Annotated in this window: 29 protein-coding genes; 18 read left to right on the forward strand and 11 right to left on the reverse strand. The window is 37.2% G+C overall.

From position 1 onward, the window contains the following. The first annotated feature begins 196 nt into the window (after window positions 1-196). From MMB69_RS11945 to MMB69_RS11955, 3 genes are all read left to right on the forward strand, one after another. Complete coding sequence (locus MMB69_RS11945) at window positions 197-985, forward strand: HAD family hydrolase (protein WP_013057222.1); 789 nt, start codon at window positions 197-199, stop codon at window positions 983-985. Between the two features lie 188 nt (window positions 986-1,173). After that, window positions 1,174-1,797 (forward strand): hypothetical protein, encoded by a 624-nt coding sequence (locus tag MMB69_RS11950; RefSeq protein ID WP_277447772.1) that lies wholly within the window; start codon window positions 1,174-1,176, stop codon window positions 1,795-1,797. 307 nt (window positions 1,798-2,104) lie between these two features. After that, window positions 2,105-2,614, forward strand: coding sequence for a hypothetical protein (locus MMB69_RS11955; protein ID WP_221785070.1), 510 nt, complete (start codon window positions 2,105-2,107; stop codon window positions 2,612-2,614). A gap of 88 nt (window positions 2,615-2,702) precedes the next feature. Here MMB69_RS11955 and MMB69_RS11960 read toward each other — a convergent pair whose 3' ends face one another. From MMB69_RS11960 to MMB69_RS11970, 3 genes are all read right to left on the reverse strand, one after another. After that, window positions 2,703-3,983 carry an Nramp family divalent metal transporter gene (locus tag MMB69_RS11960; RefSeq protein WP_029714919.1) on the reverse strand — a complete coding sequence of 427 codons (1,281 nt, stop codon included), beginning with the start codon at window positions 3,981-3,983 and terminating at the stop codon, window positions 2,703-2,705. A 156-nt stretch (window positions 3,984-4,139) separates the two neighbouring features. Continuing rightward, window positions 4,140-5,069, reverse strand: a complete 930-nt coding sequence (locus MMB69_RS11965; RefSeq protein ID WP_221785071.1) for a PD-(D/E)XK nuclease family protein — start codon at window positions 5,067-5,069, stop codon at window positions 4,140-4,142. Window positions 5,070-5,575: 506 nt separating this feature from the next. Continuing rightward, on the reverse strand, window positions 5,576-6,070 hold the full coding sequence (locus MMB69_RS11970) for a hypothetical protein (RefSeq protein ID WP_221785072.1): 495 nt from the start codon (window positions 6,068-6,070) through the stop codon (window positions 5,576-5,578). A 416-nt stretch (window positions 6,071-6,486) separates the two neighbouring features. Between MMB69_RS11970 and MMB69_RS11975 the strand changes: the two genes are divergently transcribed. Then, entirely contained in the window at window positions 6,487-6,987 is a 501-nt protein-coding gene (locus tag MMB69_RS11975; protein ID WP_221785073.1) for a GNAT family N-acetyltransferase, read from the forward strand. A gap of 36 nt (window positions 6,988-7,023) precedes the next feature. Here MMB69_RS11975 and uraH read toward each other — a convergent pair whose 3' ends face one another. From uraH to MMB69_RS11990, 3 genes are read right to left on the reverse strand one after another with little or no spacing between them, the layout of a single operon-like run. Continuing rightward, on the reverse strand, window positions 7,024-7,380 hold the full coding sequence (gene uraH / locus MMB69_RS11980) for a hydroxyisourate hydrolase (RefSeq protein ID WP_264409216.1): 357 nt from the start codon (window positions 7,378-7,380) through the stop codon (window positions 7,024-7,026). Further along, window positions 7,377-7,904 (reverse strand): 2-oxo-4-hydroxy-4-carboxy-5-ureidoimidazoline decarboxylase, encoded by a 528-nt coding sequence (gene uraD / locus MMB69_RS11985; protein ID WP_221780065.1) that lies wholly within the window; start codon window positions 7,902-7,904, stop codon window positions 7,377-7,379. The genes uraH and uraD overlap by 4 nt, the downstream gene beginning before the upstream one ends. Before the next feature lie 11 nt (window positions 7,905-7,915). Further along, window positions 7,916-9,238: a nucleobase:cation symporter-2 family protein gene (locus MMB69_RS11990; protein WP_221785075.1), complete on the reverse strand. Its 1,323-nt coding sequence runs from the start codon at window positions 9,236-9,238 to the stop codon at window positions 7,916-7,918. A 269-nt stretch (window positions 9,239-9,507) separates the two neighbouring features. On the opposite strand from MMB69_RS11990, the gene MMB69_RS11995 reads away from it, so the two are divergent. The 7 genes from MMB69_RS11995 to MMB69_RS12025 all read left to right on the forward strand — a co-directional run bounded on the left by MMB69_RS11995 (window position 9,508) and on the right by MMB69_RS12025 (window position 14,513). After that, entirely contained in the window at window positions 9,508-10,095 is a 588-nt protein-coding gene (locus MMB69_RS11995) for a lysophospholipid acyltransferase family protein (protein ID WP_221785076.1), read from the forward strand. A gap of 20 nt (window positions 10,096-10,115) precedes the next feature. After that, on the forward strand, window positions 10,116-10,601 hold the full coding sequence (locus tag MMB69_RS12000; RefSeq protein WP_221785077.1) for a hypothetical protein: 486 nt from the start codon (window positions 10,116-10,118) through the stop codon (window positions 10,599-10,601). Window positions 10,602-10,821: 220 nt separating this feature from the next. Beyond that, the gene (locus tag MMB69_RS12005) at window positions 10,822-11,895 is read left to right on the forward strand and encodes a branched-chain amino acid aminotransferase (protein WP_221785078.1); all 1,074 of its coding nucleotides are present in this window, start codon (window positions 10,822-10,824) and stop codon (window positions 11,893-11,895) included. 224 nt (window positions 11,896-12,119) lie between these two features. Continuing rightward, window positions 12,120-12,347 carry a hypothetical protein gene (locus tag MMB69_RS12010; RefSeq protein ID WP_014459922.1) on the forward strand — a complete coding sequence of 76 codons (228 nt, stop codon included), beginning with the start codon at window positions 12,120-12,122 and terminating at the stop codon, window positions 12,345-12,347. Window positions 12,348-12,484: 137 nt separating this feature from the next. Further along, a complete protein-coding gene (locus MMB69_RS12015; RefSeq protein ID WP_269870761.1) occupies window positions 12,485-12,766 on the forward strand; it encodes a hypothetical protein in 282 nt (93 codons plus the stop codon). Window positions 12,767-12,872: 106 nt separating this feature from the next. After that, window positions 12,873-13,331, forward strand: a complete 459-nt coding sequence (locus MMB69_RS12020) for a hypothetical protein (protein ID WP_014459924.1) — start codon at window positions 12,873-12,875, stop codon at window positions 13,329-13,331. Window positions 13,332-13,586: 255 nt separating this feature from the next. Continuing rightward, window positions 13,587-14,513: a manganese-dependent inorganic pyrophosphatase gene (locus MMB69_RS12025; RefSeq protein WP_014459925.1), complete on the forward strand. Its 927-nt coding sequence runs from the start codon at window positions 13,587-13,589 to the stop codon at window positions 14,511-14,513. A gap of 20 nt (window positions 14,514-14,533) precedes the next feature. Here MMB69_RS12025 and MMB69_RS12030 read toward each other — a convergent pair whose 3' ends face one another. Next, on the reverse strand, window positions 14,534-15,478 hold the full coding sequence (locus MMB69_RS12030) for an alpha/beta hydrolase (protein WP_277447773.1): 945 nt from the start codon (window positions 15,476-15,478) through the stop codon (window positions 14,534-14,536). A 225-nt stretch (window positions 15,479-15,703) separates the two neighbouring features. Between MMB69_RS12030 and ilvD the strand changes: the two genes are divergently transcribed. Next, the gene (ilvD, locus tag MMB69_RS12035; protein WP_116373413.1) at window positions 15,704-17,380 is read left to right on the forward strand and encodes a dihydroxy-acid dehydratase; all 1,677 of its coding nucleotides are present in this window, start codon (window positions 15,704-15,706) and stop codon (window positions 17,378-17,380) included. A gap of 67 nt (window positions 17,381-17,447) precedes the next feature. On the opposite strand, the gene MMB69_RS12040 is transcribed toward ilvD, so the two are convergent. Next, window positions 17,448-17,876, reverse strand: coding sequence for a GNAT family N-acetyltransferase (locus tag MMB69_RS12040; RefSeq protein ID WP_277447774.1), 429 nt, complete (start codon window positions 17,874-17,876; stop codon window positions 17,448-17,450). A 297-nt stretch (window positions 17,877-18,173) separates the two neighbouring features. On the opposite strand from MMB69_RS12040, the gene MMB69_RS12045 reads away from it, so the two are divergent. Next, window positions 18,174-18,962 (forward strand): DUF4240 domain-containing protein, encoded by a 789-nt coding sequence (locus MMB69_RS12045; protein ID WP_277447775.1) that lies wholly within the window; start codon window positions 18,174-18,176, stop codon window positions 18,960-18,962. 46 nt (window positions 18,963-19,008) lie between these two features. On the opposite strand, the gene MMB69_RS12050 is transcribed toward MMB69_RS12045, so the two are convergent. Beyond that, complete coding sequence (locus tag MMB69_RS12050) at window positions 19,009-19,986, reverse strand: DMT family transporter (RefSeq protein WP_277447776.1); 978 nt, start codon at window positions 19,984-19,986, stop codon at window positions 19,009-19,011. Between the two features lie 85 nt (window positions 19,987-20,071). On the opposite strand from MMB69_RS12050, the gene MMB69_RS12055 reads away from it, so the two are divergent. Next, on the forward strand, window positions 20,072-20,629 hold the full coding sequence (locus tag MMB69_RS12055) for a helix-turn-helix domain-containing protein (RefSeq protein WP_277447777.1): 558 nt from the start codon (window positions 20,072-20,074) through the stop codon (window positions 20,627-20,629). Between the two features lie 44 nt (window positions 20,630-20,673). Here MMB69_RS12055 and MMB69_RS12060 read toward each other — a convergent pair whose 3' ends face one another. Together MMB69_RS12060 and MMB69_RS12065 are read right to left on the reverse strand one after the other, a co-directional pair. Further along, entirely contained in the window at window positions 20,674-20,958 is a 285-nt protein-coding gene (locus tag MMB69_RS12060; protein WP_028408390.1) for a hypothetical protein, read from the reverse strand. Between the two features lie 95 nt (window positions 20,959-21,053). Beyond that, complete coding sequence (locus MMB69_RS12065) at window positions 21,054-21,392, reverse strand: hypothetical protein (RefSeq protein ID WP_033579093.1); 339 nt, start codon at window positions 21,390-21,392, stop codon at window positions 21,054-21,056. Between the two features lie 335 nt (window positions 21,393-21,727). Here MMB69_RS12065 and MMB69_RS12070 point away from each other — a divergent pair, with 335 nt between their 5' ends. From MMB69_RS12070 to MMB69_RS12085, 4 genes are all read left to right on the forward strand, one after another. Then, entirely contained in the window at window positions 21,728-22,846 is a 1,119-nt protein-coding gene (locus MMB69_RS12070; protein ID WP_277447778.1) for a GAF domain-containing sensor histidine kinase, read from the forward strand. Between the two features lie 15 nt (window positions 22,847-22,861). Further along, window positions 22,862-23,500, forward strand: coding sequence for a response regulator (locus tag MMB69_RS12075; protein ID WP_033579092.1), 639 nt, complete (start codon window positions 22,862-22,864; stop codon window positions 23,498-23,500). Window positions 23,501-23,639: 139 nt separating this feature from the next. Further along, window positions 23,640-24,179, forward strand: a complete 540-nt coding sequence (locus tag MMB69_RS12080) for an NADPH-dependent FMN reductase (RefSeq protein WP_098967620.1) — start codon at window positions 23,640-23,642, stop codon at window positions 24,177-24,179. Further along, on the forward strand, window positions 24,179-25,396 hold the full coding sequence (locus MMB69_RS12085; RefSeq protein ID WP_277447779.1) for an MFS transporter: 1,218 nt from the start codon (window positions 24,179-24,181) through the stop codon (window positions 25,394-25,396). Before MMB69_RS12080 ends, MMB69_RS12085 begins: the two co-directional genes overlap by 1 nt. Window positions 25,397-25,405: the final 9 nt, after the last annotated feature.

The following is a 25,405-nucleotide window of genomic DNA, read 5'->3' on the forward strand; positions in this document are numbered from 1 at the left end:
AAAACCTCCTGCATACATACATGCTGTGATTATATCAGCTGTTTTTATTTCTGTAAATTTGTTTGTAAAGAGGACGCTTGATAAAAATAAATTTACAGAATAAATCGCAAATACACTAGACTTATTGTGTGTATCCTTGTAATCTAGTGTAAGAATAGTTAAACTTTTTCAAAAACAGTAGGGGGTACACACATCCATGATTAAAGCGGTATTTTTCGACTTAGATGACACGCTACTTTGGGATCAAAAAAGCGTAAAAGAAGCATTCGTTGCAACATGTACATATGCAAGTGAAAAATATAATCTAAAACCTGAAGAACTAGAAGAAGCGGTGCGTAAGGAAGCAAGAGAATTATACGCTTCGTATGAAACCTATGAATTTACGCAAATGATTGGTATTAATCCATTTGAAGGGTTATGGGGAAATTTTTTAGACGATCATGATGAATTCCGCAAAATGAAAGATATTGTTCCTACTTATCGCAAAGAAGCTTGGACTCGAGGCCTTCGTGCCCTAGGAATTCACGACGATGCTTTTGGAGCGGAATTAGCTGAACGTTTTCCGTTAGAGCGCCGCAAAACACCGTTTGTATACGAAGAAACGTTTGAAGTGCTTGATCAATTAAAAGGAAAGTACAAGCTGCTGCTGTTAACAAACGGTTCACCTGACTTACAAAATACTAAATTAGATATTACATCAGAACTAGTTCCATATTTTGATGAGATTGTGATTTCAGGTGCATTTGGCCGCGGTAAGCCTGATCCATCTATTTTCGACCATGCTTTATCACTTATGGATTTAAAGAAAGATGAAGCGATTATGGTTGGAGATAATTTAATGACAGATATACTGGGTTCTTCTCGCGTTGGAATGAAATCTGTATGGATTAATCGTCACGATAAAGAGCGAAATGAAGTCATTCCTACTTATGAAATTACCCATTTAAGTGAACTGCATTCAATTTTAGATGAACTAAATTCATAATATGAACAAACAAAAAAGAGGCGTAAATCGTCTCTTTTTTTTGTTGTAAAAATAAGCACAGCAGTCTTTGCAGGTCCTATATCCGTTCCAAATCTCACTGACTTCATTCACATTGTACCAATCTTATCCTTTATTAACAGATAAATACCATGTAGCATAGTATATAGACTAGTCATTGGAGGAATAACATGAAGAAAATAGTTACCAGAAGCCTTGTAGCGGCTGTTTTGTTCACAAGTCTCGCCGCTTGTGAAGACAAACAAGGCGATACGCACGTCACTTACAAAAAACCTCAACCTAAACATGCCCCGGGAACAGATACCATTTCAGCAACAGATGAAACGATGGCTCCTGTAAGTCGGGTAGCTCAAGAAGATGAAACCGATGATCGATTAGCATTTGGAGAACGATCAAAACACGGTCAATATTATGTGTCCACAACGGATGCGCAATCTTATCCTGTTAAAGGAGCTAAACAAGTAAACACCCAGTACATTGTCGTATCCGTTCAGTTTCAGCGAACACCTAATGAACATTCGACTGTAGTATTAAACGACACGACGTTTACATTACAAGACACAGCAACTTATCAAACCTACGAACCGTCTGATGGAGGAAATTTATCGACAGAAACCCCGCACACCCTGTGGACAGCTTTTTCATTACCGTCACTATCTGACGATGAACCACTTAACCTCGATGTTGCATTTAAAATTCCAAAAAAGGCCAACCATACGTATAACCTGTTAATTACACAGCAATCAGAACGAGCGGATGTGTTTAAGTTTGAAGAAGCCAAACAGAATTATTAATTACATACAGAAAAAACGCCCGTCTTTTGTTTTATCGAAAAAGAGGGGGTTTTTTGTAACATCATCTTGTTTCTCATAGAAAGCGTTAACTATACTGCAACCCCTGAATAAAAAGAAGGAATATACAAGGGAAGCGGAGTAAACGATAGACACAAAAAGAAAAAGAGAATAGACATAAAGCGCGTTAGTGTAGTCAAGTTCAAAAAGAACGTGTATCATTGTAACTGCTGGTAACAAAAGATAGACATAAAATATAAATAAAAAAGTTATGAGAAAGGAAAAGGTGCGTACATCACGTTAAAGACATATGAATCATAAACATACAAAAACAACTACTGAATTTAGTAATAAAAAAATAAACATGCATTTAAATAGAAAGCTATCAGCCGCTATTATAGCTGCGTTTCTTTTTACTTTACTTTTTTGTTTTATGCCAGGTATAAAAGAGTCAATTCCCAATTTTTCTATTAAAAAAACCAGTCCGCATTTCATTGATTTATTTCCTTTATACCTTTTATTTTTTACACCCTTCTTTTTAATAATGGGGACGTTAGGCACGGTTATCGTTGATTTATTAGTCAGTGCTTTTGTAAAAGACCGTAGTAAAAAAATTGATTTTGTCCTATCCTTCATATTCCATGCCATTTTTGGATTTTTAATGTTTGAATTCGGAATGATAGGAATTGTTCTTATTTTTGTTGTTGATCGTATACTTTCAATCCGTAAAGAAAACTATTCTTATTTATATCCACTGGGTTGCTTAGTACTGTCGGCCATTATTGGAACTCTCGTCTACTTCATTTTTACTATCGTTTAATAAAAAATAATAAAAAAGAGACCCAGTTGTTAGACTATATCTAACTTTTCAGGGTCTCTTTTTTGTTTTTTCTTGAAGGTTTGATTTACTACGCGAACGTTTGGTAAATCAAAAAGATATTTAAACAAATGACTAATGCAGCTATCACCCAAGCTACAGCCGTTGTAGCTTTATGATTAACCAATCCGCCCATGATTTTTTTATTACTTGTGAACATGATAAGAGGTACAAGCGCAAATGCAATTCCGAACGATAAAATAACTTGACTGACAACTAGTGCACTTGTTGGATTTACGCCAAGTCCGATAATCAAAAGCGGCGGAATAATTGTAATGAAACGGCGAAGATATAAAGGGATTCTGCGTTTAATAAACCCTTGCATGATGACATCTCCAGACATCGTTCCGACCGAAGAACTGGAAAGGCCTGAAGATAATAATCCAACACCGAACGCAATAGCTGCAAAGGGACCAATTAAATGTTCAAATTGTGTAAAAGCCACGTCCAAATCTTGCACGTTTAGTCCGTTTTTGAAGAATAGAGCGGCTGCGACAATCAGCATGCTTGCATTAATTGCACCAGCGATAATCATGGCAATCACAATATCGATAAATTCAAAGCGGAAAATCGCTTTTTTCTCTGATTCTGTAGTTCCTACCACGCGGCGCTGCGTAAGAGCTGAGTGCAAATAAATCGCGTGTGGCATAACTGTAGCACCTAAAATCCCGGAAGCTAACAGCACGCTGTCTGTCCCGTGAAACTGAGGGACAAATAAGCCGTGGACAACACTTGCGCCGTCTGGATGCGCAAGAAACATTTGAGTCCCAAAAGCTAATACCACAATAAAAACCATCGCCGCAATCGCTGCTTCTAGCAGTCGAACACCTCGTCTTTGTAACTCTAAAATAGCAAAAGAACCTACCGCTGCGATGAGTGCAGCTGGGAACAAAGGAATATGAAATAATAAATAAATGCCAAGAGCAGCCCCAATAAATTCTGCTAAATCCGTCGCCATAATGACCAATTCCCCTTGTATCCAAAGACCAAAAGAAACGAAAGACGGGAAGTGTTCCTGTGCTATCTCGGGTAAATTCAAGCCTGTTGCAATACCTAATTTAGCTGATAACGATTGAATTAAGACAGCCATTAAGTTAGAAATTAATACAACCCAAAGCAACATGTATCCGTATTGAGAGCCTGCTGCGATGTTAGTAGCAAAATTACCCGGGTCAATATAAGCAACCGCTGCGATAAAGGCAGGCCCTAAGAAAGGTAACAATCGCTTAATTCCTTTTGTTTTACCCGACAATACGTCTTGAGCACTTAGCTGCATAGCTGATAATGCTTTACTGCCGTTTTGATCTTTCATGTCTAGTGCTCCTTTCTTTGATGAACAATAAATAGCCCAAGCTAATTTTTTTATATGAAGTATAAAATGTTTCCTTAATGCAAATTATATGCTAGCAAAGGTTCTTTTGACAATAAAAAAGTTTAGCAAAAAATATAAATCATCTTTAGCTGTTTTTTACCCCGTTTGGCATAATTCTTTGAATGCACAGCCATGACAGGAGGAAGGCGTATCTGCTTGAGGGAAATGCTCAAGCGGAAGAGGCTGATTTACCTCTGAGTCTTCCAAAAAAGTTTTCATATAATCAATACTTGTATCAACTTGCTGAAGAACAGCTTCAATTTCATGAAGAGTAAGCTGATAGGTACGCGCACTGCCTGAAAGCAAGTATTCGTTTCGGACTTTTATCTGATCAACAGAAATATTATATTCGGCTAACACGTAGAGGGCGTATATCGCCAGTTGAAACAAATCGTCTTTTGTTTGTTTACTTGTTTTCCAATCAACAATCGTAAATTCGTCTGTGACTGGATTTTTTAAAAGAGAATGAAAAGGCGCATATACTTTATGATCATACACATTTATAGAACGAAACGACTGATGAGGCTCCACTTCTAAAAAAGGTGAAGATACGATGTCGCCAAACGATTTACTTTGTAAAAAGTGATGTACACAAATGTGTACCCGTTTTTGCATGTCTTTAAGATCTTTTTTAGAAATATAGCCGTTTTCGTAGAATTCTAAAAGCATCTTATACTGAGCAGGCTTATGATACCAAAGCTCTCCATAGTCAGTAGAATCACGCAGTGCGTTATTTAGTAGCTGCTGCGCTTTCTCCGTTAAGTTCTGTTCATCCGGGACAATCTGTGTAGAGGTATAGTCAGAAATGGCCTCTGTAATCACCTGACGAACGGCTTGTCCGGCGTACATAGATAAAGTGGAAACCTTTTTTAGACGATAAGCGCTCTGAGACTGAGCAGAAGCGCTGTCAAGCCATCCGTTATGTGAGACATAATAATGATATGCATACTTTCGTTTGCATTGTGTGACCATTTTATGCCTGGAGTACGACCATGAAAATTCAGGGAAATCAGTGATTTGAAACAAGCTATTCACATCCTTTTTCAAAAACTGCGCATAGGTTGGTCTATTAGTATATTCGTACTTGAGTTAAAATAGACTAAAAATGTAGAGAGTGAATAGCTACGCATGCATATTATTTTGTGGATTCTCGCGAAATATGTATAAATAGAAAAAAACTATTTAAAAATTGATTGCTTTTTTCTGTGGCGGATGTTATATTAATAAAGCGATGAGCTAATTTGTGTAAGTCGAAGGACATGCTTTCGAGCTAAACGTGTGAATGTGGTCACACGGTCCCCGCCACAAACGCATCAAAGACGTCCTGCGTGGACGTCTTTTTCATTTTATAAAAAAGGAGAGCGCTATCGCTCTCTTTTTTTATGGGATTATTTTCTGAAAAAGTTAAGGGCTGTTATTTGAATGCTTTCACTATATTTTTAATACTTCTTTTTTATTCCACAGATCGTTTCCTACTTGCAACAAGAGTTTTCTTATCCGATTTTCTAGACCAAACGTAAATATATAAAAACTTACTGTATTTGCACATTTGCCGCATATTGCATGGTTCCTCTTGTAGAGTTAATCGCGATATCAACAACGTACAAACCTTGATTTGTAGGAACCTTAAATTCATTATTTTTGACAAACAGCTTGGTTTTTTCACCGTTATCTCTCCATATATGCACACTCACACTACGAATATAAGCACCGTCTAAATTCGAAAAATGGAGCTTAACTGATTGCTGCTGCTTCAATGGTATGCTTTTTTGCTGCGATATGTATGTATATAAATCATATATATTTATTTCTTTTTTTGTTGTTGAACGGCCGTTTGACCAGTTAATAGAACCTTTGTGAAGGTGATAGGTATGTTCGTTGACCGCAAGCGCAGCTTCAGGTTTGTTTTGATCGTATTCTTCCTCTAGAAAGAAAGCACTGTTCTTAAGTAAAAGTAAGAAGAACACCATAACAGCTCCTAGACCGCTTAAGACATATACACCACATTTTGCGGGTTGTACTTTCATAATAATTTCCTTTCACAGACTAATAATTAAGGAGAATAGGTACATAAAATTTCCACTTTTTATATTCTAAACGATTATAAATAAAATTACATTTATTGCTTTCTTTCTTCACAAAAAACAGGATAATAGTCATGTGTTTTCTATAAAAGGTCTCCTTAGATCAAAATCAAACTCATATAAAAGGAAGATAAATGGAAATTAAAAGAGGGAATCTAAAAAATTTACAGAAGTTGATAAGTGATTTAAAATTATACAGAGGAAAAAAGCATTTCAAAAAAAGGGAGATTAGTAGGTTTTTTGTTCTACTTCCACTTCTTAAAAAGTCGTATTTTTCGTAAGAAACTGTAAAGCTATATTTCATAAAGGTGAACCAATACATATACAAACAAAAGGGACACAGAAAAAGGGGGATCAGCATGGAAATTAGAGAACTAGAATTACATGATGCTGCAAACTTTGTAGATTTGCTTAAACAAATTGAAGAAGAAAGTAAGTTTATGCTGTTCGAAAGCGGAGAGCGAAAGCTGAGTACAGATCAGCAGGAGAAAAACATCGAAATCTTTAAGCAACAGCCAAACTCTACGATTATTGTAGCAGAAGAAAGCGAGATGCTTGTGGGATATATAGCTGCAACAGGGGGCGAAGCTAACCGAAACGCTCACATCGCTTCTTTGACATTAGGTATTCGAAAGACGTTTCAAAATCAAGGGATTGGGACGACTTTAATCGGTGCACTTGAAGAATGGGCGAGAGAACACCATATTCATCGTCTTGAACTGACAGTCGCTATACAGCATGAAAAGGCTCTTTCTTTATATGATAAAGTAGGATTCGAAATTGAAGGAACAAAAAAACATTCACTGCGAATTGGCGGTTTGTTTATTGATGAATACTATATGTCTAAATTGCTCAACTAAAAAAAGAAACGACGTTTAAAGACGCCGTTTCTTTTTTTAACTTCCTCTATAAATTTGGTATCCCCACGGTGACACAAGCAAAGGGACGTGATAATGTTCTTGTTCAGAAGACAATCCGACTCGAACAGAAACCTGATTTAAAAAGGGGGGATTTGTTGTTTGGACCTCTTGTTTTTTATAATATTCCCCAATGTGAAACAAAAGTTCATAATCTCCTGACTCAAACGCTTCAGAAGAGAAGAGCGGAGTTATTAACCTCCCGTCTTCATTTGTAGTACCGTGTGAAATTTTTATTCGTTTACTTTCCGACTGAATATGATAAAAATCAACTTTGACAAAAGCAGCCGGACATCCGTGGGTAAGATCTAAAATATGCGTTGTAATTTTAGTCATGCTCGTTTCTTTGTCTCCTTATCTTCAGTAATTTTATCAGTTAAGCGAAAGAAAGCAATTTTATATACTTCTTCTAACGCTGTATCAAACTCTATTTGCTCGGTATTTAGTAAACGACTTTGCATTGCCTCGTAAATATCTTCTTTTTGTTTACCTCGTACTGCCAAAATAAAAGGAAAAGGAAACTTCTCCATATACCTTCCATTAAGAAAAGAAAACTGTTCATACTCATCTTGTGTTAAGTTTTGTAAGCCTGCTTTGGTTTGTTCTTCAGTAGAAGCAGATGTCATAGCAATATTTTCACCTAGATTTGGATGAGCTTGCAGCAGCTTTAGCTGTTTTTCTACAGATGCTTGCGCTACAATTTCTTTCATCATGCCATGAAGTTGTTCAACGGAAGAGAAAGGGCCTTTAAAATAAGCCTCTTCTGCAACCCAAGGTGAATGTTCAAATATATCACCAACTAATGAGACAAAATGCTTCTTGCTAAGCTGATTTACATACTGCACAGATACGTTATTCATACTACACCTCTTTATTTTATTTCCGAATAATCTGTCTTCTCTAAAGAGACAGAAGGTACTTTTCGTTCAATTGATGCGTTAAAAAAGAGATTTAATAAAATGGCAGCCAAGCTTCCCGTAATAACTCCATCACTTACAATTACGCGCAAAGCACTTGGGAGCTGAGCGAATAAATCAGGTACCACCGTTACACCAAGGCCAAGTGAAAGAGAGCACGCAATAATCAGCAAATTTTCTTGTTTGGCCAAATCGACAGCACTTAGCATTTTGATGCCTGATGAAATAACTAAACCGAACAACACGACCATTGCTCCTCCTAAAACAGGGGTGGGAATAATGGTTGTAAAAGCAGCTATTTTCGGAACAAGCCCCAGTAATACGAGAATGAAGCCGGCTACTACCACTACATTTTTTGTTTTTACTTTCGATAATTGAACCAGTCCTACATTCTGAGCGAATGTATTGTAAGGGAAAGCATTAAATAGTCCTCCAAGGACAATGGCGATTCCTTCTGCACGGTAGCCTTTTGTAAAATCTTTTTCCGTTAATTCCCGATCACACAGCTTTCCTAACGCTAAAAATACGCCTGTAGACTCAATGATAATGACCAAGCATACGAGAATCATTGTTAAAATAGGGCCGATTTCAAAAGTAGGCATCCCGAAATAAAAAGGAGTGGGAATGTGCAGCCAAGAAGCTTCATTAAAATTAGTAAAATCAACTTTTCCCATTAATACAGCGGCTATTGTTCCAACTACAATTCCAATCAACACAGAAAGAGAACGAAGAAAACCGCTGAAAAATCGATTTAAAATTAAAATAAGCGCTAGAACACCAAAAGAAAGAAGAAGATTAGAAAGAGAACCAAAATCTTTGCTTCCCACTCCTCCTGCCATATTTCGGACAGCGGATGGTACAAGCGATAAACCAATCATCGTCACAACCGTTCCGGTGACAACGGGAGGGAAAAATTTAATAATCTTCCCTAAAAAACTTGCTGCCAGTACGATGAAAATACCACCGGCAATAATCGCTCCGTAAACGGCACTAATTCCATATTGAGTTCCAATTGCAATCATAGGAGTCACCGCTACAAATGAGCTTCCAAGTACAACAGGAAGGCCAATCCCAAACCACCTGTTCGTCCAAGCCTGCAGCAGCGTAGCTAGTCCGCAGGTCAGTAAATCAATGGCTACGAGATAGGCTAAGTCATGTGCATTTAAATTTAATGCGCGTCCTACCATCAGCGGAACGAGAATGGCACCTGCATACATAGCGAGTACGTGCTGTAATCCTAATGAAGCTAGTCGAAACGGTCGATTTTGGTTATTCACCTAAAAACCTCCTTTAATTATATCACATGTAATGTTAATAAATATTACATTTAGAATGATACATTAATAGTAAAATGTTTTTTAAGGGATGTCATTAGTCAAGTTGACCAAAAACAGAGGTTTCAATATCTACTTTTTTACAATATATAGAGAAGTAGGTAAGCTATCGTGTAAAAAGATGTTACATTTATTTTTTAGTACCAGATATTAATATCAAGTGATATAATTTTGTATATATTTTCAAATAATAGAGGGAAGAGGAAATGTTTATGTATAATCTTGCGGCTCACGCATGTAAATTTTTATTAAAAAGAAGAGGTAAGCTTTACATAAGGAATAAAGAGTCTTTACCAACAGACACAGGTTTTGTGATCGCTTGTTCGCATAAAGGATGGGTAGACGTTGTAGCGCTTGGTGTGGCTATTTTGCCTCACCAAATTCATTTTATGGCAAAAAAGGAGCTTTTTAATCATATACTCACTAGTAATGTATTAAAAAAACTTAACGCATTCCCAGTAGATCGTAACAACCCGGGACCCAGCAGCATTAAAACACCTATTAAATTAGCAAAAGAAGGACATATCGTCGGGATTTTCCCTAGCGGCACGCGAACAGAGGAAGACGTTCCCTTAAAAAGAGGAGCAGTCACTATAGCAAGTATGGCAAAGGTTCCTATTGTACCCGCAGTTTACAAAGGACCCGCAAATGTAAAAGAGATATTTTCAAAGGATCCCATTGTCATTTCCTTTGGGAAGCCCATCTATCTTGCTGAAGGGAAACTTACAAAAAATCGGCTCGCGGACGTGTCCAATCATTTAACAGCTTCGATTCGTGCGTTAGAGGAAACAGAAAAATAACTTCATAGCGGAGGTGCATCATGAAGGATTGGGTACAGAGAAAGCTAAACAATGTGATTAGTGATGATGTGCAGGCAAAAATGAAAGAAAAGATGGCTGAAAGCGGTGTAACCGTTCCTATATCCGCTTCTATGCTCATGCGAATTTTTCAAAAGCAAATGACAAAGCAAGATCAAATTCAGCAATTTTCTATTTCATTTCAAGACTCCTATATTCACGTGAATGGAATTATTAAAAAATTTCTGGTGAGAATTCCATTTTCCATTGTGCTAGAACCTCTTGAAGCAAAAGAACGTACGCTTTTATTCAAAATCCATGAAATGAAACCTCTTAATCAAAATTGGATCAACTATCGAATTTTTCATAAGCCGCCTGTTACTACGTATGAAGAAAAACAAATTCATATCAATCTCAATGAAATTGATAAAGTAAGGGTCATTCCAGTAGGGAAAATCAAACAATTTTCAATACAAGATGAAAAGCTTCGAGTGAAAATTGGTTTATAAATGGTTGTAAATAAAATGTAGAAATAGTTTTTTTAAGAAAGAAAACCTTCTCAGTTCAGCACTTAATTCGATTAGGTGCTATTTCTTTATAATTTTTATAAAATTTTTAGAATTTTTCGTCTCTAACTATTGTGACACGCTTCCCTAAAGTTGTACAATGTAACTTATATAGAGGTTTAAGCGAAAAACCCGTAAATATAAAGAGCAAGGAGAAACAACTATGACAACTTATTCAATCGATGTAACACTAAGTCAAACAAAAAAAGAAAAGCCGCAATCTGATCAATTGCAATTCGGGAAAGTCTTTACGGACCATATGTTCATTATGGATTATACAGAAGGCCAAGGATGGCACGATGCTCGTATTGTACCTTATCAACCTATCACATTAGATCCGGCATCTATGATCTTTCATTACGGGCAGTCTGTTTTTGAAGGACTAAAAGCATATGTAACAAAAAAAGAGCAAGTATTACTATTTAGACCAGATGAGAACTTCAAACGTTTAAATAAATCAAACGATCGTCTTTGTATTCCTCATGTTGATGAAGACTTAGCGCTAGAAGCGTTAAAGCAGCTGATTAAAATTGACCGCGAATGGATTCCTACTGCTGAAGGTACATCACTATACATTCGCCCGTTTGTCATCGCAACAGAGCCTTACTTAGGAGTAGCGCCATCTAGCCGCTATCAATTTATCATTATTCTTTCTCCAGTTGGTTCATATTACAAAGAAGGGATTGCTCCTGTAAAAATTGCGGTTGAAAGCGAATTTGTTCGTGCTGTAGCCGGAGGGACAGGAACAGCTAAAACAGGCGGAAACTATGCTTCAAGCTTAAAAGCTCAGCAGCTTTCTGACTCAAAAGGGTATTCACAAGTACTGTGGTTAGACGGCGTTGAACGCAAGTACATTGAAGAAGTAGGAAGCATGAATATTTTCTTCAAAATCGATGGAGAAGTAGTAACGCCATCTGTGAACGGAAGTATTTTGGAAGGAATTACGCGTAAATCTATCATTGAGCTGTTAAAACACTGGGATATGCCTGTAACTGAGCGCCGTATTTCTATGGAAGAAATTAAGCAAGCTTATTCCGAAGGCAAACTAGAAGAGGCATTTGGAACAGGTACAGCTGCAGTTATTTCTCCAATTGGCGAACTATTTTGGAATAACGAGAAAATGGTCCTCAACGGTGGAAACACGGGAGAAGTGTCACAAAAACTGTATGACACTCTAACAGGTATTCAAAATGGTACAGTGGAAGATCCATTCGGCTGGGCAGTGGAAGTAGAATAAATTTCGGTAATCGAATATCTTTTTACGCAAAAGAAGCGGAACAGCTCCCGCTTCTTTTTTTGTTTGTTGCCGAATAGTCCAAAAGAAACAAGTTATTTTTTGAATATTTAGAACTATTTATATACTTTTATTGTAAAATAAAATATAATTATCCTTATAAAAGCAATACTTTGTCTTTATTGAAATTCACAGCATTACTTATTCGTTATAAGGGGGAGAACAAAATGCTTTTTTTATCACATGATGAAAAAATTAAACAGCTGGCTTCACACTTAGCTGAACGACTGGAAAGAGAATTAAACCAAGAAACCTCAGATGAACAAATGCACGTGCTCATTGGCTATTTATTTGCTTCTCATTTAATCGAGCACCGTCCTACGGGTTATTACGTAAGGTCTCAATACCCTGAGCAGCTAAAAGATTTATATGAAACTTTACACGTCCACCAATAAATTATCTCTTCCTCTTTTGTCCTATATCGTGTAGAATTTTAGAAAATATATGATTTTCTAGTTGATGGCAGAGCTAGGACATAGCGTGGTGTGGCATTTACCTTTAAATGATTAAGTAATGGCTTTAGAGGTGAATAATGTTAGCGCAGATCAAAGAAATGAGTTTAGATAAAAATCGTCGTAATCCACATTACCGCGTATTGTTGCAGTGTCCAGACGGGAGTGAACTATTCATTCACTTTAATTATACATACCGATCAAAAACATATTGGTCAAGAGATGTATATTACAACAATGTTCACAAAAAATCTCAGCTTGCTTGGTATACCCAAAGTGTAGAGGAAATGACTGCTCAGCAGTTTCTTGAAGAGCTAGGAGCTAAAGTAAATGAATATTTCAACTTTACACCGCGACGATAACCAAAAAAAGCACCCCTTCATATGGGGTGCTTTTTTTGGTTGTTTTACATAAATAAGGACAGAATAATGTATATTCTCTTTTTTTAAAATGAAAGGCGGAATGTTCATGGCGCAAATTGTAATGTGGGTGTTTTTTATCGGTCCTTGGCTATTGCTTTTTGCAGTTGATAAAGAGCGAGTAAAGCGGTATATGGCTGTATCACTATTCGGAGTGGTATTGTTAACGATGGTTTTTCAAATTGCAGATCGCTTTAACTGGTGGGAAGTGAATAAAACTCTTTTTTTCTTTGTTAATATGACGCCTTTTCCTTTTGGCATATTTATAATAGGCACGCTTTTTATTTTTTATTTTACCTATCCTGGCTTTTGGATGTTTATGATTATCAATGCAGCTTTCGATTTATTTCAGGCATTTGTCATGAGTCCTATCTTTGAAAAACTAGACATTTATACACTGAAGGAAATGAATCATTTTTTATTATTTGTACTAATGATGGTTATTGCTGTTCTACTTTTTCTTTATCAAAAGTGGCAAGATACTGCGTTTAAGTTATCTATCAAGTGATAGAGAGACAGGTTGTGTTTTATCGCTAACTTTTATATAATGAACGTATAAAACCTTCTATTTATATCGGAAATAGAGGTGTTTTTACTATGAAAAAGATACAAAATGGCAAAATATCTGCGGATGAACATCATTTTTCGCAAAAAAATTAAAATAATGTAAAAGTTTATGTTAAAATGGCAATGTTGCGTGAACGAATTAACTAAATTTACGCAAAAATGCTATTTACATATGTAAGAAGGAGAGAGATTTAAGATGGCAAAGACGTTAATTTTTGGACATAAAAATCCTGACACAGATACAATCTGTTCTGCAATTGCATACGCTGATTTAAAGAATAAATTAGGTGTAGACGCTGAACCAATTCGATTAGGTGATATTAACGGTGAAACGCAATTTGCTCTTGAAAAGTTCAACGCTGAACTACCACGTTTCGTTGATGAAGTATCTAAAGAAACAAATGAAGTTATTTTAGTGGACCACAACGAACGCCAGCAAAGTGCAAACGATATTGATCAAGTTCGTGTGCTTGAAGTAATTGATCATCACCGTATTGCTAACTTTGAAACAGCAGATCCTTTATACTATCGTGCAGAGCCAGTTGGATGTACGGCAACGATCTTAAACAAGATGTATAAAGAAAACGGCGTAGAAATCGAACCTAACATCGCAGGTCTTATGCTATCAGCTATCATTTCTGATTCTTTATTATTCAAATCACCAACTTGCACAGACCAAGACGTTGCAGCTGCTAAAGAATTAGCGGAAATTGCAGGCGTAGATGCAGAAGAGTACGGATTAGCAATGTTGAAAGCTGGAGCTGACTTAGGCGATAAAACAGCTTCACAATTAATTTCATTAGATGCTAAAGAATTCAGCATGGGTACAAGCAAAGTAGAAATTGCACAAGTGAATGCAATTGACGTAAACGACGTTTTAGTGCGCAAAGTTGAATTGGAAGAAGCGATTACTAAAACAATCGAAGAAAAAGGATTACAATTATTCCTTTTAGTTGTTACAGATATTTTAAACAGCAACTCTACTGCATTAGCATTAGGTTCTGCTGCTTCGAAAGTAGAAGAAGCATACAACGTAACGCTTGAAAACAATACAGCTGTCTTAGAAGGCGTTGTATCACGTAAAAAACAAGTAGTGCCTGTATTAACATCTGTATTTGCTTAATAAAAAAAAGCGGTTCGTGTCTAAACACGAACCGTTTTTTTGTTCATTTGCACGTCAAGCCAATTTAGTATATCTTCTATCACTTCATCTTTATTTAGTTCATTAAGCAACTCATGACGGCACTCTTTAAAAAAACGGTAGCTTACGTCCTGCAATCCGGCTTTTTTAAAGTCGTTATATACTTTGAGTACACCTTTTGTATAGCTGCCTACTGGATCATGTTCTCCAGATATTAAATAAACAGGCAGGTTTGATGGTACTAGTTTTATATTAGCTAAGTTAGAGATTTGTTTAATTCCTGTTAATAAGTCATAGAAAAATCCCGCTGTGAAAACTCCTCCGCAGTTCGAATCATTTATGTAGGCATCAATCACTTCATGATCTCGGGTAAACCAGTCAAACGACGTGCGAGCAGGTTCAAACGCCTTATTATATTCCCCGAAAGATAGTTTATCAAGAAGAGGACTTGGTGACCGTTTTCCTTTTACTTTCATCTGTAGGTTAGCTATAAGTATACCTCCAGTTCTAGCTAGCGTATGAACCGTTCCTGTACCTTCTAAAATAACTCCATGAATATGATCCGTATTCAATTGAATATATCTTCTCGTTAGAAAAGATCCCATGCTGTGACTGAAAAGAAAGATTGGTAGGTTGGAGTGTTCCGTTGAAATGTGCCTAGTCAGAGCAATCATGTCGTAAACTACGGTGTCAAAACCATTTTCTTCAGCAAAAAAACGCTTTTCTTCATCTTTTAAAGCTGTTTGACCGTGACCGCGGTGATCATTTCCATATACGATGTAGCCATGTTGAGTTAATACATTAGCAAAGTATTCGTAGCGTCCAATATGTTCGGCCATCCCATGGGCTATTTGGACAACACCTTTTGCAGAATTGTTTTCAACATCCCATTTTTGTGCAAATATTTCTTTTTCCTGATGACCTCTGTAGTAAAAGGATTGTTTCATGCTCAGCATCAACCTTCTGCTTCCCTGTAAAATAAGGGATATATGTATATATTATACTAATTTATGCGGGTGATTTTACTATTTTAAAATAAAAAATGATTATTTTGTCATAAACCTTTACAAACCTTTATGTGATTTGTTAAATTAGTATTTATATTAAAAATTATTAAACAATTTAAAAAGATTCAGTTTTTAATAGGTTAGATGAATACGGAGGGAATTATTGTGGCAGAATTAAGAAGTAACATGATCAAAAAAGGATTCGACAGAGCACCGCACCGCAGCCTACTGCGTGCAGCTGGTGTAAAAGAAGAGGATTTCGGCAAACCGTTTATTGCGGTTGTCAATTCATATATTGATATTGTACCAGGTCATGTTCACTTACAAGAGTTTGGTAAAATCGTAAAAGATGCGATTCGCGAAGCTGGTGGCGTACCTTTTGAAATGAATACTATCGGTGTAGATGACGGTATTGCGATGGGACATATCGGTATGCGCTATTCATTACCAAGTCGTGAAATCATTGCTGACTCAGTTGAAACGGTAGTATCTGCTCACTGGTTTGATGGAATGGTATGTATTCCAAACTGTGATAAAATCACGCCTGGGATGTTAATGGCTTCATTACGTCTGAATATTCCGACAGTTTTTGTTAGTGGTGGACCAATGAAGGCTGGCGTAACGAGCGACGGTCGTAAGATTTCTCTTTCTTCAGTATTTGAAGGCGTAGGAGCTCATCAAGCGGGTAAACTTGATGATAAAGGATTACTTGAATTAGAACAATTCGGCTGTCCGACATGCGGATCTTGTTCAGGAATGTTTACAGCGAACTCAATGAACTGCTTAGCTGAAGCGTTAGGACTTGCTTTACCTGGAAATGGTACAATCTTAGCAGTTGCTCCTGAACGTAGAGAATTTGTTAAAAAATCTGCTAAACAGCTTATGGAATTAATTAAATTAGATTTAAAACCACGTGATATTGTAACAGAAAAAGCAATCGACAACGCGTTTGCTTTGGACATGGCGTTAGGTGGTTCTACAAATACAGTTCTTCATACGCTAGCTCTTGCGAATGAAGCTGAAATTGAGTACCCATTAGAGCGTATTAATGAAGTAGCAGAACGCGTGCCTCACTTGGCAAAACTGGCTCCGGCTTCTGATGTATTTATTGAAGACTTACATGAAGCAGGAGGCGTATCAGCCGCTTTAAACGAGCTATCTAAAAAAGAAGGGGCTCTTCATTTAGATACGATGACAGTTACTGGAAAAACGCTAGGTGAAAACATTGCCGGATGCGATGTAAAAGACTATAACGTTATCCATCCAATCGATAAGCCGTTCACTGAAAAAGGCGGACTTGCTGTATTGTTTGGTAACTTAGCTCCAGACGGCGCGATCATTAAAACAGGCGGTGTTCAAGACGGCATTACTCGCCACGAAGGACCAGCAATTGTATTTGATTCTCAAGACGAGGCGCTGCACGGTATTGCTAACGGAAAAGTAAAAGAAGGACATGTCGTAGTCATTCGTTATGAAGGACCAAAAGGCGGACCGGGAATGCCTGAAATGCTAGCTCCAACTTCTCAAATTATGGGAATGGGACTAGGTGCAAAAGTAGCGCTATTAACAGACGGACGCTTCTCTGGCGCTTCACGTGGATTATCAATTGGCCACGCGTCTCCAGAAGCTGCTGAAGGCGGGCCGCTAGCATTTGTAGAAGATGGCGACCACATCGTGATTGACATTGAAGATCGTTCGATGAATGTTCAAGTTTCTCCAGATGTTTGGGCAGAACGAAAAGCAAACTGGAAAGGCTTTGAGCCAAAAGTGAAAAAAGGCTATCTTGCAAGATATTCTAAACTTGTAACTTCTGCAAGCACGGGCGGAATTATGAAAATCTAATAGTACAAAAAAGGCTCTCTGCTGAGAGCCTTTTTCTTTACTAAAGTAACTGTGCAAAGAAGCAGTTTTAACGAGTAAATTCTTTTTTCATAATAACGTGTGGAATACCGTCTTCCATAAAGACATCAGAAACAGTCTTATAGCCTAACTTATGATAAAAAGGTTCAGCCTGAACTTGACCGTGAAGCTTAGCTTGAGTTAATCTTTCTCTTTTCGCTGCTTCTTCTAAGCTGGCCACCACTTCTTTTCCGAGCCCGTATTTTCTAAATTCCTTTAATACGCATATTCGCTCTATTTTGGCGTAATCGTCTACTATGCGGAATCTACCAGAAGCTGCCGGTTTATTGTTATAGTAAATCAACATATGTTTTGCCGTTTCCTCATGTTCATCAAATTCATCTTTTACGGGCACGCCTTGTTCTTCAACAAACACTGTTTTACGTATACGGAATACTTCTTCAAGCTGCTCTTTTGTTGTAACATGCTCAATTTTCATTAAAATCCTTCCTTTTCTACGAATTTAGGCTTCTTTTTTGTATAATAAAAATACGTGATATAAAAAGAGTATAAACGAAAAATAAAATGTTGTAAATGCAACAAAAAAACCAACGAATGAACATATTACACAAATTTGTGGTCATTGCTCACTGTTTAAACGACTTCAGCAATAGTAAAATCGACTGAAGCATGTTAAAAAAGCAAAGAAAAGGGATTATGAAGCGCTGTGAATCTACATAACTTGTAAAAAGAGAAATATTCACAATAGTAGTGGGATGAAAAAGGGGAATGTATCATGCAAATAACCTTAGTGTATAAAGATGAGCAATCGAATAAATTTTGGAAAGTTGAAAGAAGAGACAGCAAGTTAGTCATTCACTTTGGAAAAGTTGATACAGCCGGTCGCATGCAAGTGAAAGAGTTTGCTTCCGCAGAAGCTTGTGAAGCAGAAGCTGAAAAGCTGATTCGTGCAAAATTGAAGAAAGGATATAAGCCTTTAACTTGTTCGATGCAAGTAATGAAAGACAGCACGATGTCAGAGGCTCTCTTTTGGGAACTGATAAAAAAGGCGAAGACAAAATTAGATGTCGATGAGCAAATGGAATGGCTCCGCTCCACGCTAGCGAAGCGTTCTGAAAAGGACATTTTTCGCTTTGATCAGCTATTAAATCAGCATTTTGATCAATCCTATACTTCTTCATTGTGGGCAGCAGCTTATATTGTAATGGGCGGTTGTTCAGATGATTGTTTTGATTATTTTAGAGCGTGGCTTTTATATCAGGGAAAAGACATTTATTATGAAGCAATTGAATCTCCTGAGACGATGATTTCTGTACTTAAACCACTAGAAGCAGAAGGCTATGCTCCTCAATTAGAAGAATTACTTTCTGTAGCGTGTGAAGCTTATGAAGAAAAGACAGGTTTAGATAACGACTATTATTATGATAAATATGACCAGTTTGACCCAGTGTGGTACGATGAGCAAGATTTGGATCTTGATTGGGATGAAGATGATGAGGATGGTTTACAGATGCGATTCCCTGTGCTTTGGAGCCGCTATTGGAACAATCATCTCGAATATTAAAAAGAGGAGATGGAAACCTTTAAACAGATTTTCATCTCCTCTTTTTTTATTTTGATAGAGTACGTGACGGGGCGGCCGAAGACAGTTTTGTTTTTTTGTTTAGCATACTGTTCATAATCATTCCAATTACGATTATCGTCATACCAGCTAACGCAATCCCTGTTGGCATACGTCCATTTAATAAAAACACTTCGCCAAGCACGGTAAAAATCATGCTGCCTGATTGAGTTGCTTCGACCGCTCCAAGCAAACCTAAGTTTTCTTTTGCCAAGTCTGTTGCGTAAAAGAACGTCATCGTAGCAATTACACCTGAACTCATTGCCAAGAGAAAGGCTTGAGAAAATTGGGGAGCACTCGGAATACTTGTAGTAAAGAAGCCGTATATTGCGTAAATAATGCTTAGCGGAATGCTTCCTAACGCCATTCCTAACACACGTTGGAACGTATCGAGCTTTCCGCTGCATATTTCCATCATTTTTCGGTTTCCAAGCGGGTATAAAAATGCAGCGACAACAACAGGTAGAAACCCTAGAATAAACTGCATAGCCGTAATATTTTCTGCTTCTTTTACCTGCATAAGAATCACGCCTACTAAAATAAACGCTGAAACGCTAAGTGTTTTTAGAGGAATTTTCCCTCTTGCTTTTTTATATCCTTCTGCAGTTTGAACTTTTATAAAAAACAAAGGGGAAAGAAGGGCTCCTGCTAGAATGGTCACTTGCCACGTTCCTGCCACTAGCCATGATGGTCCGAAAAGTGAGGAAAAACTTAAGAGAGAATAAAAGCCTACTCCTGCAAGTGTACCCCAGCCAAGCCAAGCCCACGGATGTTTTTTCATTTCTTTCCACAGAGTCGTAAATTTCTTTTGCAGCAGCACTAAAATTAGTAAAATAGGAATAGCGAATAAAAAGCGGAGGGATGCAGTCCATGCCCAACTTGTTCCAGATATATTCATTGCTCGGTTGACGATAAACGTAGCGGAAAAGAACATGGAAGATAATAGTCCCCATATTATTGCTTTCATTGTTTACCCTCCTTATTAAATATATTATAATATGTTAATTACTAAAAAAAGTTTATCATAATATATATCAGAAAGGAAGGAAGAAATGCATACGAAAGAGATGATTAAAAAAGTAGGCAGTGAATTACGGAAAATCAGGATGCAAAATCATTTGACGCTGGATGAACTGGCTGAAAAGACAGGAGTCAGCAAACTCACATTAGGAAAAATTGAAAGAGGAGAGACCAATCCTACTTTAGGGGTGATGTGGAAAATAACCACAGGTTTAAATATTCCTTTAACCAAATTAGTATCAGTGGAACCTTCAGTATCTCTATCTAAGTGCGGAGAAGGTTTTTCTCTCAAAGGACCAGATGAAGCTTGGAAAATCGAATTTATATTTCAAAACCAAATGGATTCGACGATTGAAATGTACCGAGCATTTCTTTCTCCTCTCGCTACATACTGTCCCGAACCGCATCACAAAGGATTAATTGAAGTAGCAACGGTAATGGAAGGAAGAGTTGAAATAAAGATCGAAGAAGAGGTATACGAGTTAAAACAATTTGATTCGGTCAAATTTGAAGGAAGTCACACACACTCATACAAAAATCTCGAAGAACGTCCCGCTGTGCTGCATCTACTGGTAAAATATGCGCAATAAAGCGGCAGAGCCGCAGTAAAACGAACCATAAAAAATGATTCGTTTTACTGCGGCTCTAATAGCTGTTTATTCATCAGCTTGTTTTGATAGCTAATATATTTTTTTACTTTAATGATACTTAATGAATATTCTTCAATCAAACGGTGGATAGATTGAACCATACACTCTGGGTAATGATGTTTTTTCTGTAAATACACTTTATACTTTCGAATTTGTCTTTCGAAATATAAAATAACTTGTTCAGGCGTTTTTACCAGTAACGATTGCATATATTCATTTACTTGCGTTTCAAGAAACGAATAGCGATTTGTGATAAAAAATGTCTTCATCTTATTTTCCTCCCTATATGTTAGTGGTACAAAAAAGAAACCCTTGTACTAGGATTTCTTTTTTGCTTTTTATTTGAATCAGCTGTGCGCAACTTTTAGGCACTGATACTTGAAATCGAAGACTGTCTATATTTTTTTATTTTGCATTTTATATATGTAGGCGTTTCGCCGAAAAGATTTGCTGCATGTGCAATAGCTCCGTAATACGTTTTAGCATCCATCATTTCTTTGTTCACAATATAGTCATACAGAGATGATTCAATATCATCAACAAAAGCTAAAATGTGACGCTTTTCGAATAGGAGTTGATAAAGTTCATTAATTAAGTATGGGCTTTGATCAAATTTGTCTTGAAGCTGCTCTACTCTGTACTTTGTCATAGGCACTTCACACAAGATAATGTATCGTAACTCTTCTAAAAATAATTTATTCATCTTTCTCACATCCCTATTCTGTTAATAATTATATAATAGCACTATGTCTTCATATTTGGAAGCGTTTTCAATGCATTAATTTTAATATTTTTTCTTCTCATTTCCTTTCGTTTTTTCTTTTCTTACGTGAATTATCTGTAGTATAGTTCGTTTTACGTAAAGACTCTAGCTAATTGTTAAACTACCTGACATACTTTTTGTGATTTTTATTATTGATGTCAAAAACTCTTACATACCTAAGCGGAAACACCTTAAAAATAACGTCCTATGAGCCGGAATCGTCTTTAATTGTGATAAAATAAAAAATGGAAAATACATCATATAGGAGAGAGGCTATGGAAAAAGATCATATTTCAGAGCTTAAGATTTTAAAAGACATTGCCGAGATTTTAAATGAAGGCACTAACTTACATACAATGCTTCACGATGCTCTTTTAAAACTGCTGCAAATAACAGATTTACAAACAGGATGGATCTTTTTTATTGACGAAAATGGAAAACATGAGATGATTGCCGCTCAGCATTTGCCGCCGGCTTTACTAAATAAAACCGCTCAGCCTATGTGTAACGGAAGCTGCTGGTGTGTTGATCGGTATATGGATGGCCGGCTTCAAAAAGCGTCTAATATTATGGAGTGCAAGAGACTTGAAGATTCCGTCATTCATGAGTGGGGAGATACACACGACATTACTCATCACGCAACGGTTCCTTTACAAGCGGGGGATGAGCGCTTTGGATTATTAAATGTAGCTGCCCCTCATAAAATTCATTTTGAACAGCGAGAGCTTGATTTATTAGGATCTGTCGCTCTTCAAATTGGCACGGCTATCAAGCGGATTAAGCTGACTCAATCTCAGCAGGAAGTAAAACTTATTGAAGAAAGAAACAGACTGGCCAAAGATCTTCACGATTCTGTTAATCAGCTGTTGTTTTCGATTAATGTCACAGCCAAAGCCGGAAGCAGCTTAGCGAAAGATGTGCAGTTAAAAGAGACTTTTTCCTTAATCCAAGAAACCGCTCAGCATGCTCAAGTAGAAATGAAAGCATTAATTTGGCAGCTTCGTCCCCAAGGATTAGAAAACGGCATTGTCAGCGCGTTAAAAAGCTATGGTCAAATGCTAGGGCTTAACGTAAAAGAACAAATTAAAGGAGTGTCCGTTTTGCCTGCTGTGATTGAAGAGACACTGTGGAGAGTCGGACAAGAAGCTTTTAATAATTGTCGAAAGCATGCAGGTACGGCAGAGGTACATCTAAACGTAAATATAAGCAAAGAACAAGTGATCATGAAAGTCCGAGATAGCGGCAATGGGTTTATGTATAGTGATTCAGCAGAATTGCCGACGCTTGGGCTAAAAACTATGCACGAGCGAATAAAAAGATTAAATGGAAAACTATCTGTTACAAGCAGCATAGGAAACGGAACGGTTGTGGAAGTATCTATTCCTCTTTCATAACGGAAAGGAGCGCACATGAAAATAAAGATTTTAATCGCAGATGATCACCATGTCGTCCGAAAAGGACTTGTCTTTTTCTTACAAACGCAGCCTGATTTAGAAGTTGTAGGAGAAGCTTCTAACGGGGAAGAAGCTATAAAGTTAGCGACATCTCTAGAGCCCCATATTGTTTTAATGGATTTATCGATGCCGGTTCTCGATGGAATCGAAGCAACAAAAGAACTAAAAAAACAAGCGCCACATATACAAGTCATGATTCTAACAAGCTTTTCAGATCAAGATCACGTGATACCGGCATTAGAAGCAGGAGCTTCAGGCTATCAGCTAAAAGAAAGCGATCCAGATGAACTTGTAGCGGCTATTCGAAAGCTAATGAACGGAGAAAATCAGCTTCATCCCAAAGTCACTACGCACTTGCTAACACGGTTAACCAAAAGCAGTGAAAAGAAAGTCAATTTTATTGACCACTTAACAAAACGAGAAAAAGACGTATTAAAAGAAATTGCAAAAGGTAAAAGCAACAAAGAAATTGGTGCTGCCTTACATATTACAGAAAAAACAGTAAAAACACATGTGTCTAATATTTTATCGAAGCTTGGGGTTCAAGACCGCACGCAAGCTGCTCTATATGCTGTTCAGCATGGAATTTCCTAACCTACGACTTTAGTTGTAGGTTTTTCTTTATTCACCTCAGTCTATATTGGTAGCTTTCTTTCTATCAATAGCATGACGAAAAAAAGTTCAATCATCCCTATACTATACATATAACCAAACGACAGAGGGGTAGATAAATATGAATATACTTATTATTAACGGAAGTCCTAGAGAAACAGGCCGAACAACACAAGTGACGAGAGAGCTTCACAACAGTTATCAAAGTTCTTTTCTAGATTTAAGCCAATTATCACTTCCTATATTCACAGGTGAACCTCATCAGTATGAAACAGAAGAAGTACAAGAGCTGATTGAAAAAATAGAAAAGGCAGATGGTATTTTACTTGCGACACCCGAGTACCACGGAGCTATGAGCGGAGCGTTAAAAAACGCGTTGGACTTCTTAAACAGTGCTTATTTTGCGCATAAGCCCGTAGCACTTTTAGCAGTATCAGGAGGAGGGAAAGGAGGCATTAACGCTTTAAATAACCTTAGAACCGTTACACGCGCTTTGTACGCGAATGTTCTATCTAAGCAGCTGGTATTAGACCCTGCAGACATCGTGGAAAAAGGGACTTTACGAAAAAACACAGCTGACGGAATTCATGAATTAGTTAATGAGCTGACTCTGTATACACAAGTGTCTAAGCAAATTTTAGAAGCTAAGCAAAATGTTTAATGAAGGTGCTTTATAAAGACCGTCGCTTTCAAGCCATAGTTGCTGCTAATATTTTGTCCTCTATTGGTTCCGGTATTACGATGCTTGCCATTCCTTTACTGTTAGTTGCATCTCCAGATGGAAATAGATTATTTGGCACGATTATGCTGATTATGACGGTGATTAGCTTTGTGGCTACTCCGTATATAGGTGTTCTTATTGATCGAGTGTCACGAAAGAAAATGCTGCTAACCGTAGAATTGATAGGTTTTATCATGGTCATGTTATTTGTAATCGTCGGTTTTGTTACAGATTATTCAACGATTCACTACGTCATTTTGTACGGAACCGGAAACCTTTACTACACGTTTTTTTATCCAACGATTTTTGCGTTAAATCAAGAAGTTTTTTCAAAAGATGCGTTTCACTTATTAAACAGTATCATGGAAATACAAGGTCAGCTATCGAGTATGCTTGCAGGAGCTTTGGCGAGTCTAGTCATTACTCGTTGGTCGCTTCAATGGATTTTAACAGTCGATGCAGCTACGTATATAGCTGCATTCCTTTGTCTATTGAGTATTCCATATAAACAAAGCAGGGAACGAAGCGACAAGAAACGCACTGCTATGAAAGAAGGTTTAACATTTATAAAAGAAAATCGCTCGGTCTCTCTTTTTTTACTGCTTTCTTTTATGCCTTTCATCGCTGTGATGATGACGAACTATTTATTTCCTATTTATCTGACTCAAGAATTAAACGCAAGTCCAGCAGCATATGGGATTGAAAGTGCTGTATATGGTTTCGGGGCGTTAACGGCAGGGGTATTTATCGTATCTATTATGAAAAGAACAGGCACAGAGCTAGCGATTATGCTGAATATAAGCCTTTTTGCACTCGGAATATCTATCATCTTCTTTATGAAGCTTTTGCCCATTTATTTTTCTATTGTGTTTCTTCTTGCTTTTGCAAATGCAGGGACAAGAGTAGCTCGAAATACGTTTATGATGCAAAAAATACCAAATATCATCGTGGGAAGAGTCGACAGCTGTTTTCGCTTTATTACGTTAGGAATTCGGATTTTACTGATTTTCTTCTTTACGTACGTTACGGCTAACGATCGTATAGGACTGGCTTTTTTAGGGCTTAGTCTGCTTTTATTATCATCGGCTGGAGCGGGCTGGATACTCTACAAAAGAAAACAGCGAAAACAGTCTGCATTGCTTAAGAGTGTTTTATAATGTCTGTTG

This window comes from Priestia sp. P5, from assembly GCF_029522155.1.
Classification (GTDB): domain Bacteria; phylum Bacillota; class Bacilli; order Bacillales; family Bacillaceae_H; genus Priestia; species Priestia megaterium_E.

Excerpts from the sequence above, each read along its gene's own strand:
- MMB69_RS11970 (WP_221785072.1), bottom strand. The coding sequence starts at position 6,070 with ATGAAAGTACAACCCGCAAAATGTGGTGTATATGTCTTAAGCGGTCTA.
- MMB69_RS12050 (WP_277447776.1), bottom strand. The coding sequence starts at position 19,986 with ATGAAAGCAATAATATGGGGACTATTATCTTCCATGTTCTTTTCCGCT.
- MMB69_RS12015 (WP_269870761.1), top strand. The coding sequence starts at position 12,485 with ATGTTAGCGCAGATCAAAGAAATGAGTTTAGATAAAAATCGTCGTAAT.
- MMB69_RS12060 (WP_028408390.1), bottom strand. The coding sequence starts at position 20,958 with ATGAAGACATTTTTTATCACAAATCGCTATTCGTTTCTTGAAACGCAA.
- MMB69_RS11955 (WP_221785070.1), top strand. The coding sequence starts at position 2,105 with ATGAATCATAAACATACAAAAACAACTACTGAATTTAGTAATAAAAAA.
- MMB69_RS12070 (WP_277447778.1), top strand. The coding sequence starts at position 21,728 with ATGGAAAAAGATCATATTTCAGAGCTTAAGATTTTAAAAGACATTGCC.
- MMB69_RS12005 (WP_221785078.1), top strand. The coding sequence starts at position 10,822 with ATGACAACTTATTCAATCGATGTAACACTAAGTCAAACAAAAAAAGAA.
- MMB69_RS12075 (WP_033579092.1), top strand. The coding sequence starts at position 22,862 with ATGAAAATAAAGATTTTAATCGCAGATGATCACCATGTCGTCCGAAAA.
- MMB69_RS12065 (WP_033579093.1), bottom strand. The coding sequence starts at position 21,392 with ATGAATAAATTATTTTTAGAAGAGTTACGATACATTATCTTGTGTGAA.
- MMB69_RS11945 (WP_013057222.1), top strand. The coding sequence starts at position 197 with ATGATTAAAGCGGTATTTTTCGACTTAGATGACACGCTACTTTGGGAT.
- MMB69_RS12080 (WP_098967620.1), top strand. The coding sequence starts at position 23,640 with ATGAATATACTTATTATTAACGGAAGTCCTAGAGAAACAGGCCGAACA.
- MMB69_RS11950 (WP_277447772.1), top strand. The coding sequence starts at position 1,174 with ATGAAGAAAATAGTTACCAGAAGCCTTGTAGCGGCTGTTTTGTTCACA.
- MMB69_RS12030 (WP_277447773.1), bottom strand. The coding sequence starts at position 15,478 with ATGAAACAATCCTTTTACTACAGAGGTCATCAGGAAAAAGAAATATTT.
- MMB69_RS11960 (WP_029714919.1), bottom strand. The coding sequence starts at position 3,983 with ATGAAAGATCAAAACGGCAGTAAAGCATTATCAGCTATGCAGCTAAGT.
- MMB69_RS12055 (WP_277447777.1), top strand. The coding sequence starts at position 20,072 with ATGCATACGAAAGAGATGATTAAAAAAGTAGGCAGTGAATTACGGAAA.
- MMB69_RS12085 (WP_277447779.1), top strand. The coding sequence starts at position 24,179 with ATGAAGGTGCTTTATAAAGACCGTCGCTTTCAAGCCATAGTTGCTGCT.
- MMB69_RS12020 (WP_014459924.1), top strand. The coding sequence starts at position 12,873 with ATGGCGCAAATTGTAATGTGGGTGTTTTTTATCGGTCCTTGGCTATTG.
- MMB69_RS11975 (WP_221785073.1), top strand. The coding sequence starts at position 6,487 with ATGGAAATTAGAGAACTAGAATTACATGATGCTGCAAACTTTGTAGAT.
- uraD (WP_221780065.1), bottom strand. The coding sequence starts at position 7,904 with ATGAATAACGTATCTGTGCAGTATGTAAATCAGCTTAGCAAGAAGCAT.
- MMB69_RS12025 (WP_014459925.1), top strand. The coding sequence starts at position 13,587 with ATGGCAAAGACGTTAATTTTTGGACATAAAAATCCTGACACAGATACA.
- uraH (WP_264409216.1), bottom strand. The coding sequence starts at position 7,380 with ATGACTAAAATTACAACGCATATTTTAGATCTTACCCACGGATGTCCG.
- MMB69_RS12045 (WP_277447775.1), top strand. The coding sequence starts at position 18,174 with ATGCAAATAACCTTAGTGTATAAAGATGAGCAATCGAATAAATTTTGG.
- MMB69_RS12000 (WP_221785077.1), top strand. The coding sequence starts at position 10,116 with ATGAAGGATTGGGTACAGAGAAAGCTAAACAATGTGATTAGTGATGAT.
- MMB69_RS11995 (WP_221785076.1), top strand. The coding sequence starts at position 9,508 with ATGTATAATCTTGCGGCTCACGCATGTAAATTTTTATTAAAAAGAAGA.
- MMB69_RS12010 (WP_014459922.1), top strand. The coding sequence starts at position 12,120 with ATGCTTTTTTTATCACATGATGAAAAAATTAAACAGCTGGCTTCACAC.
- MMB69_RS12040 (WP_277447774.1), bottom strand. The coding sequence starts at position 17,876 with ATGAAAATTGAGCATGTTACAACAAAAGAGCAGCTTGAAGAAGTATTC.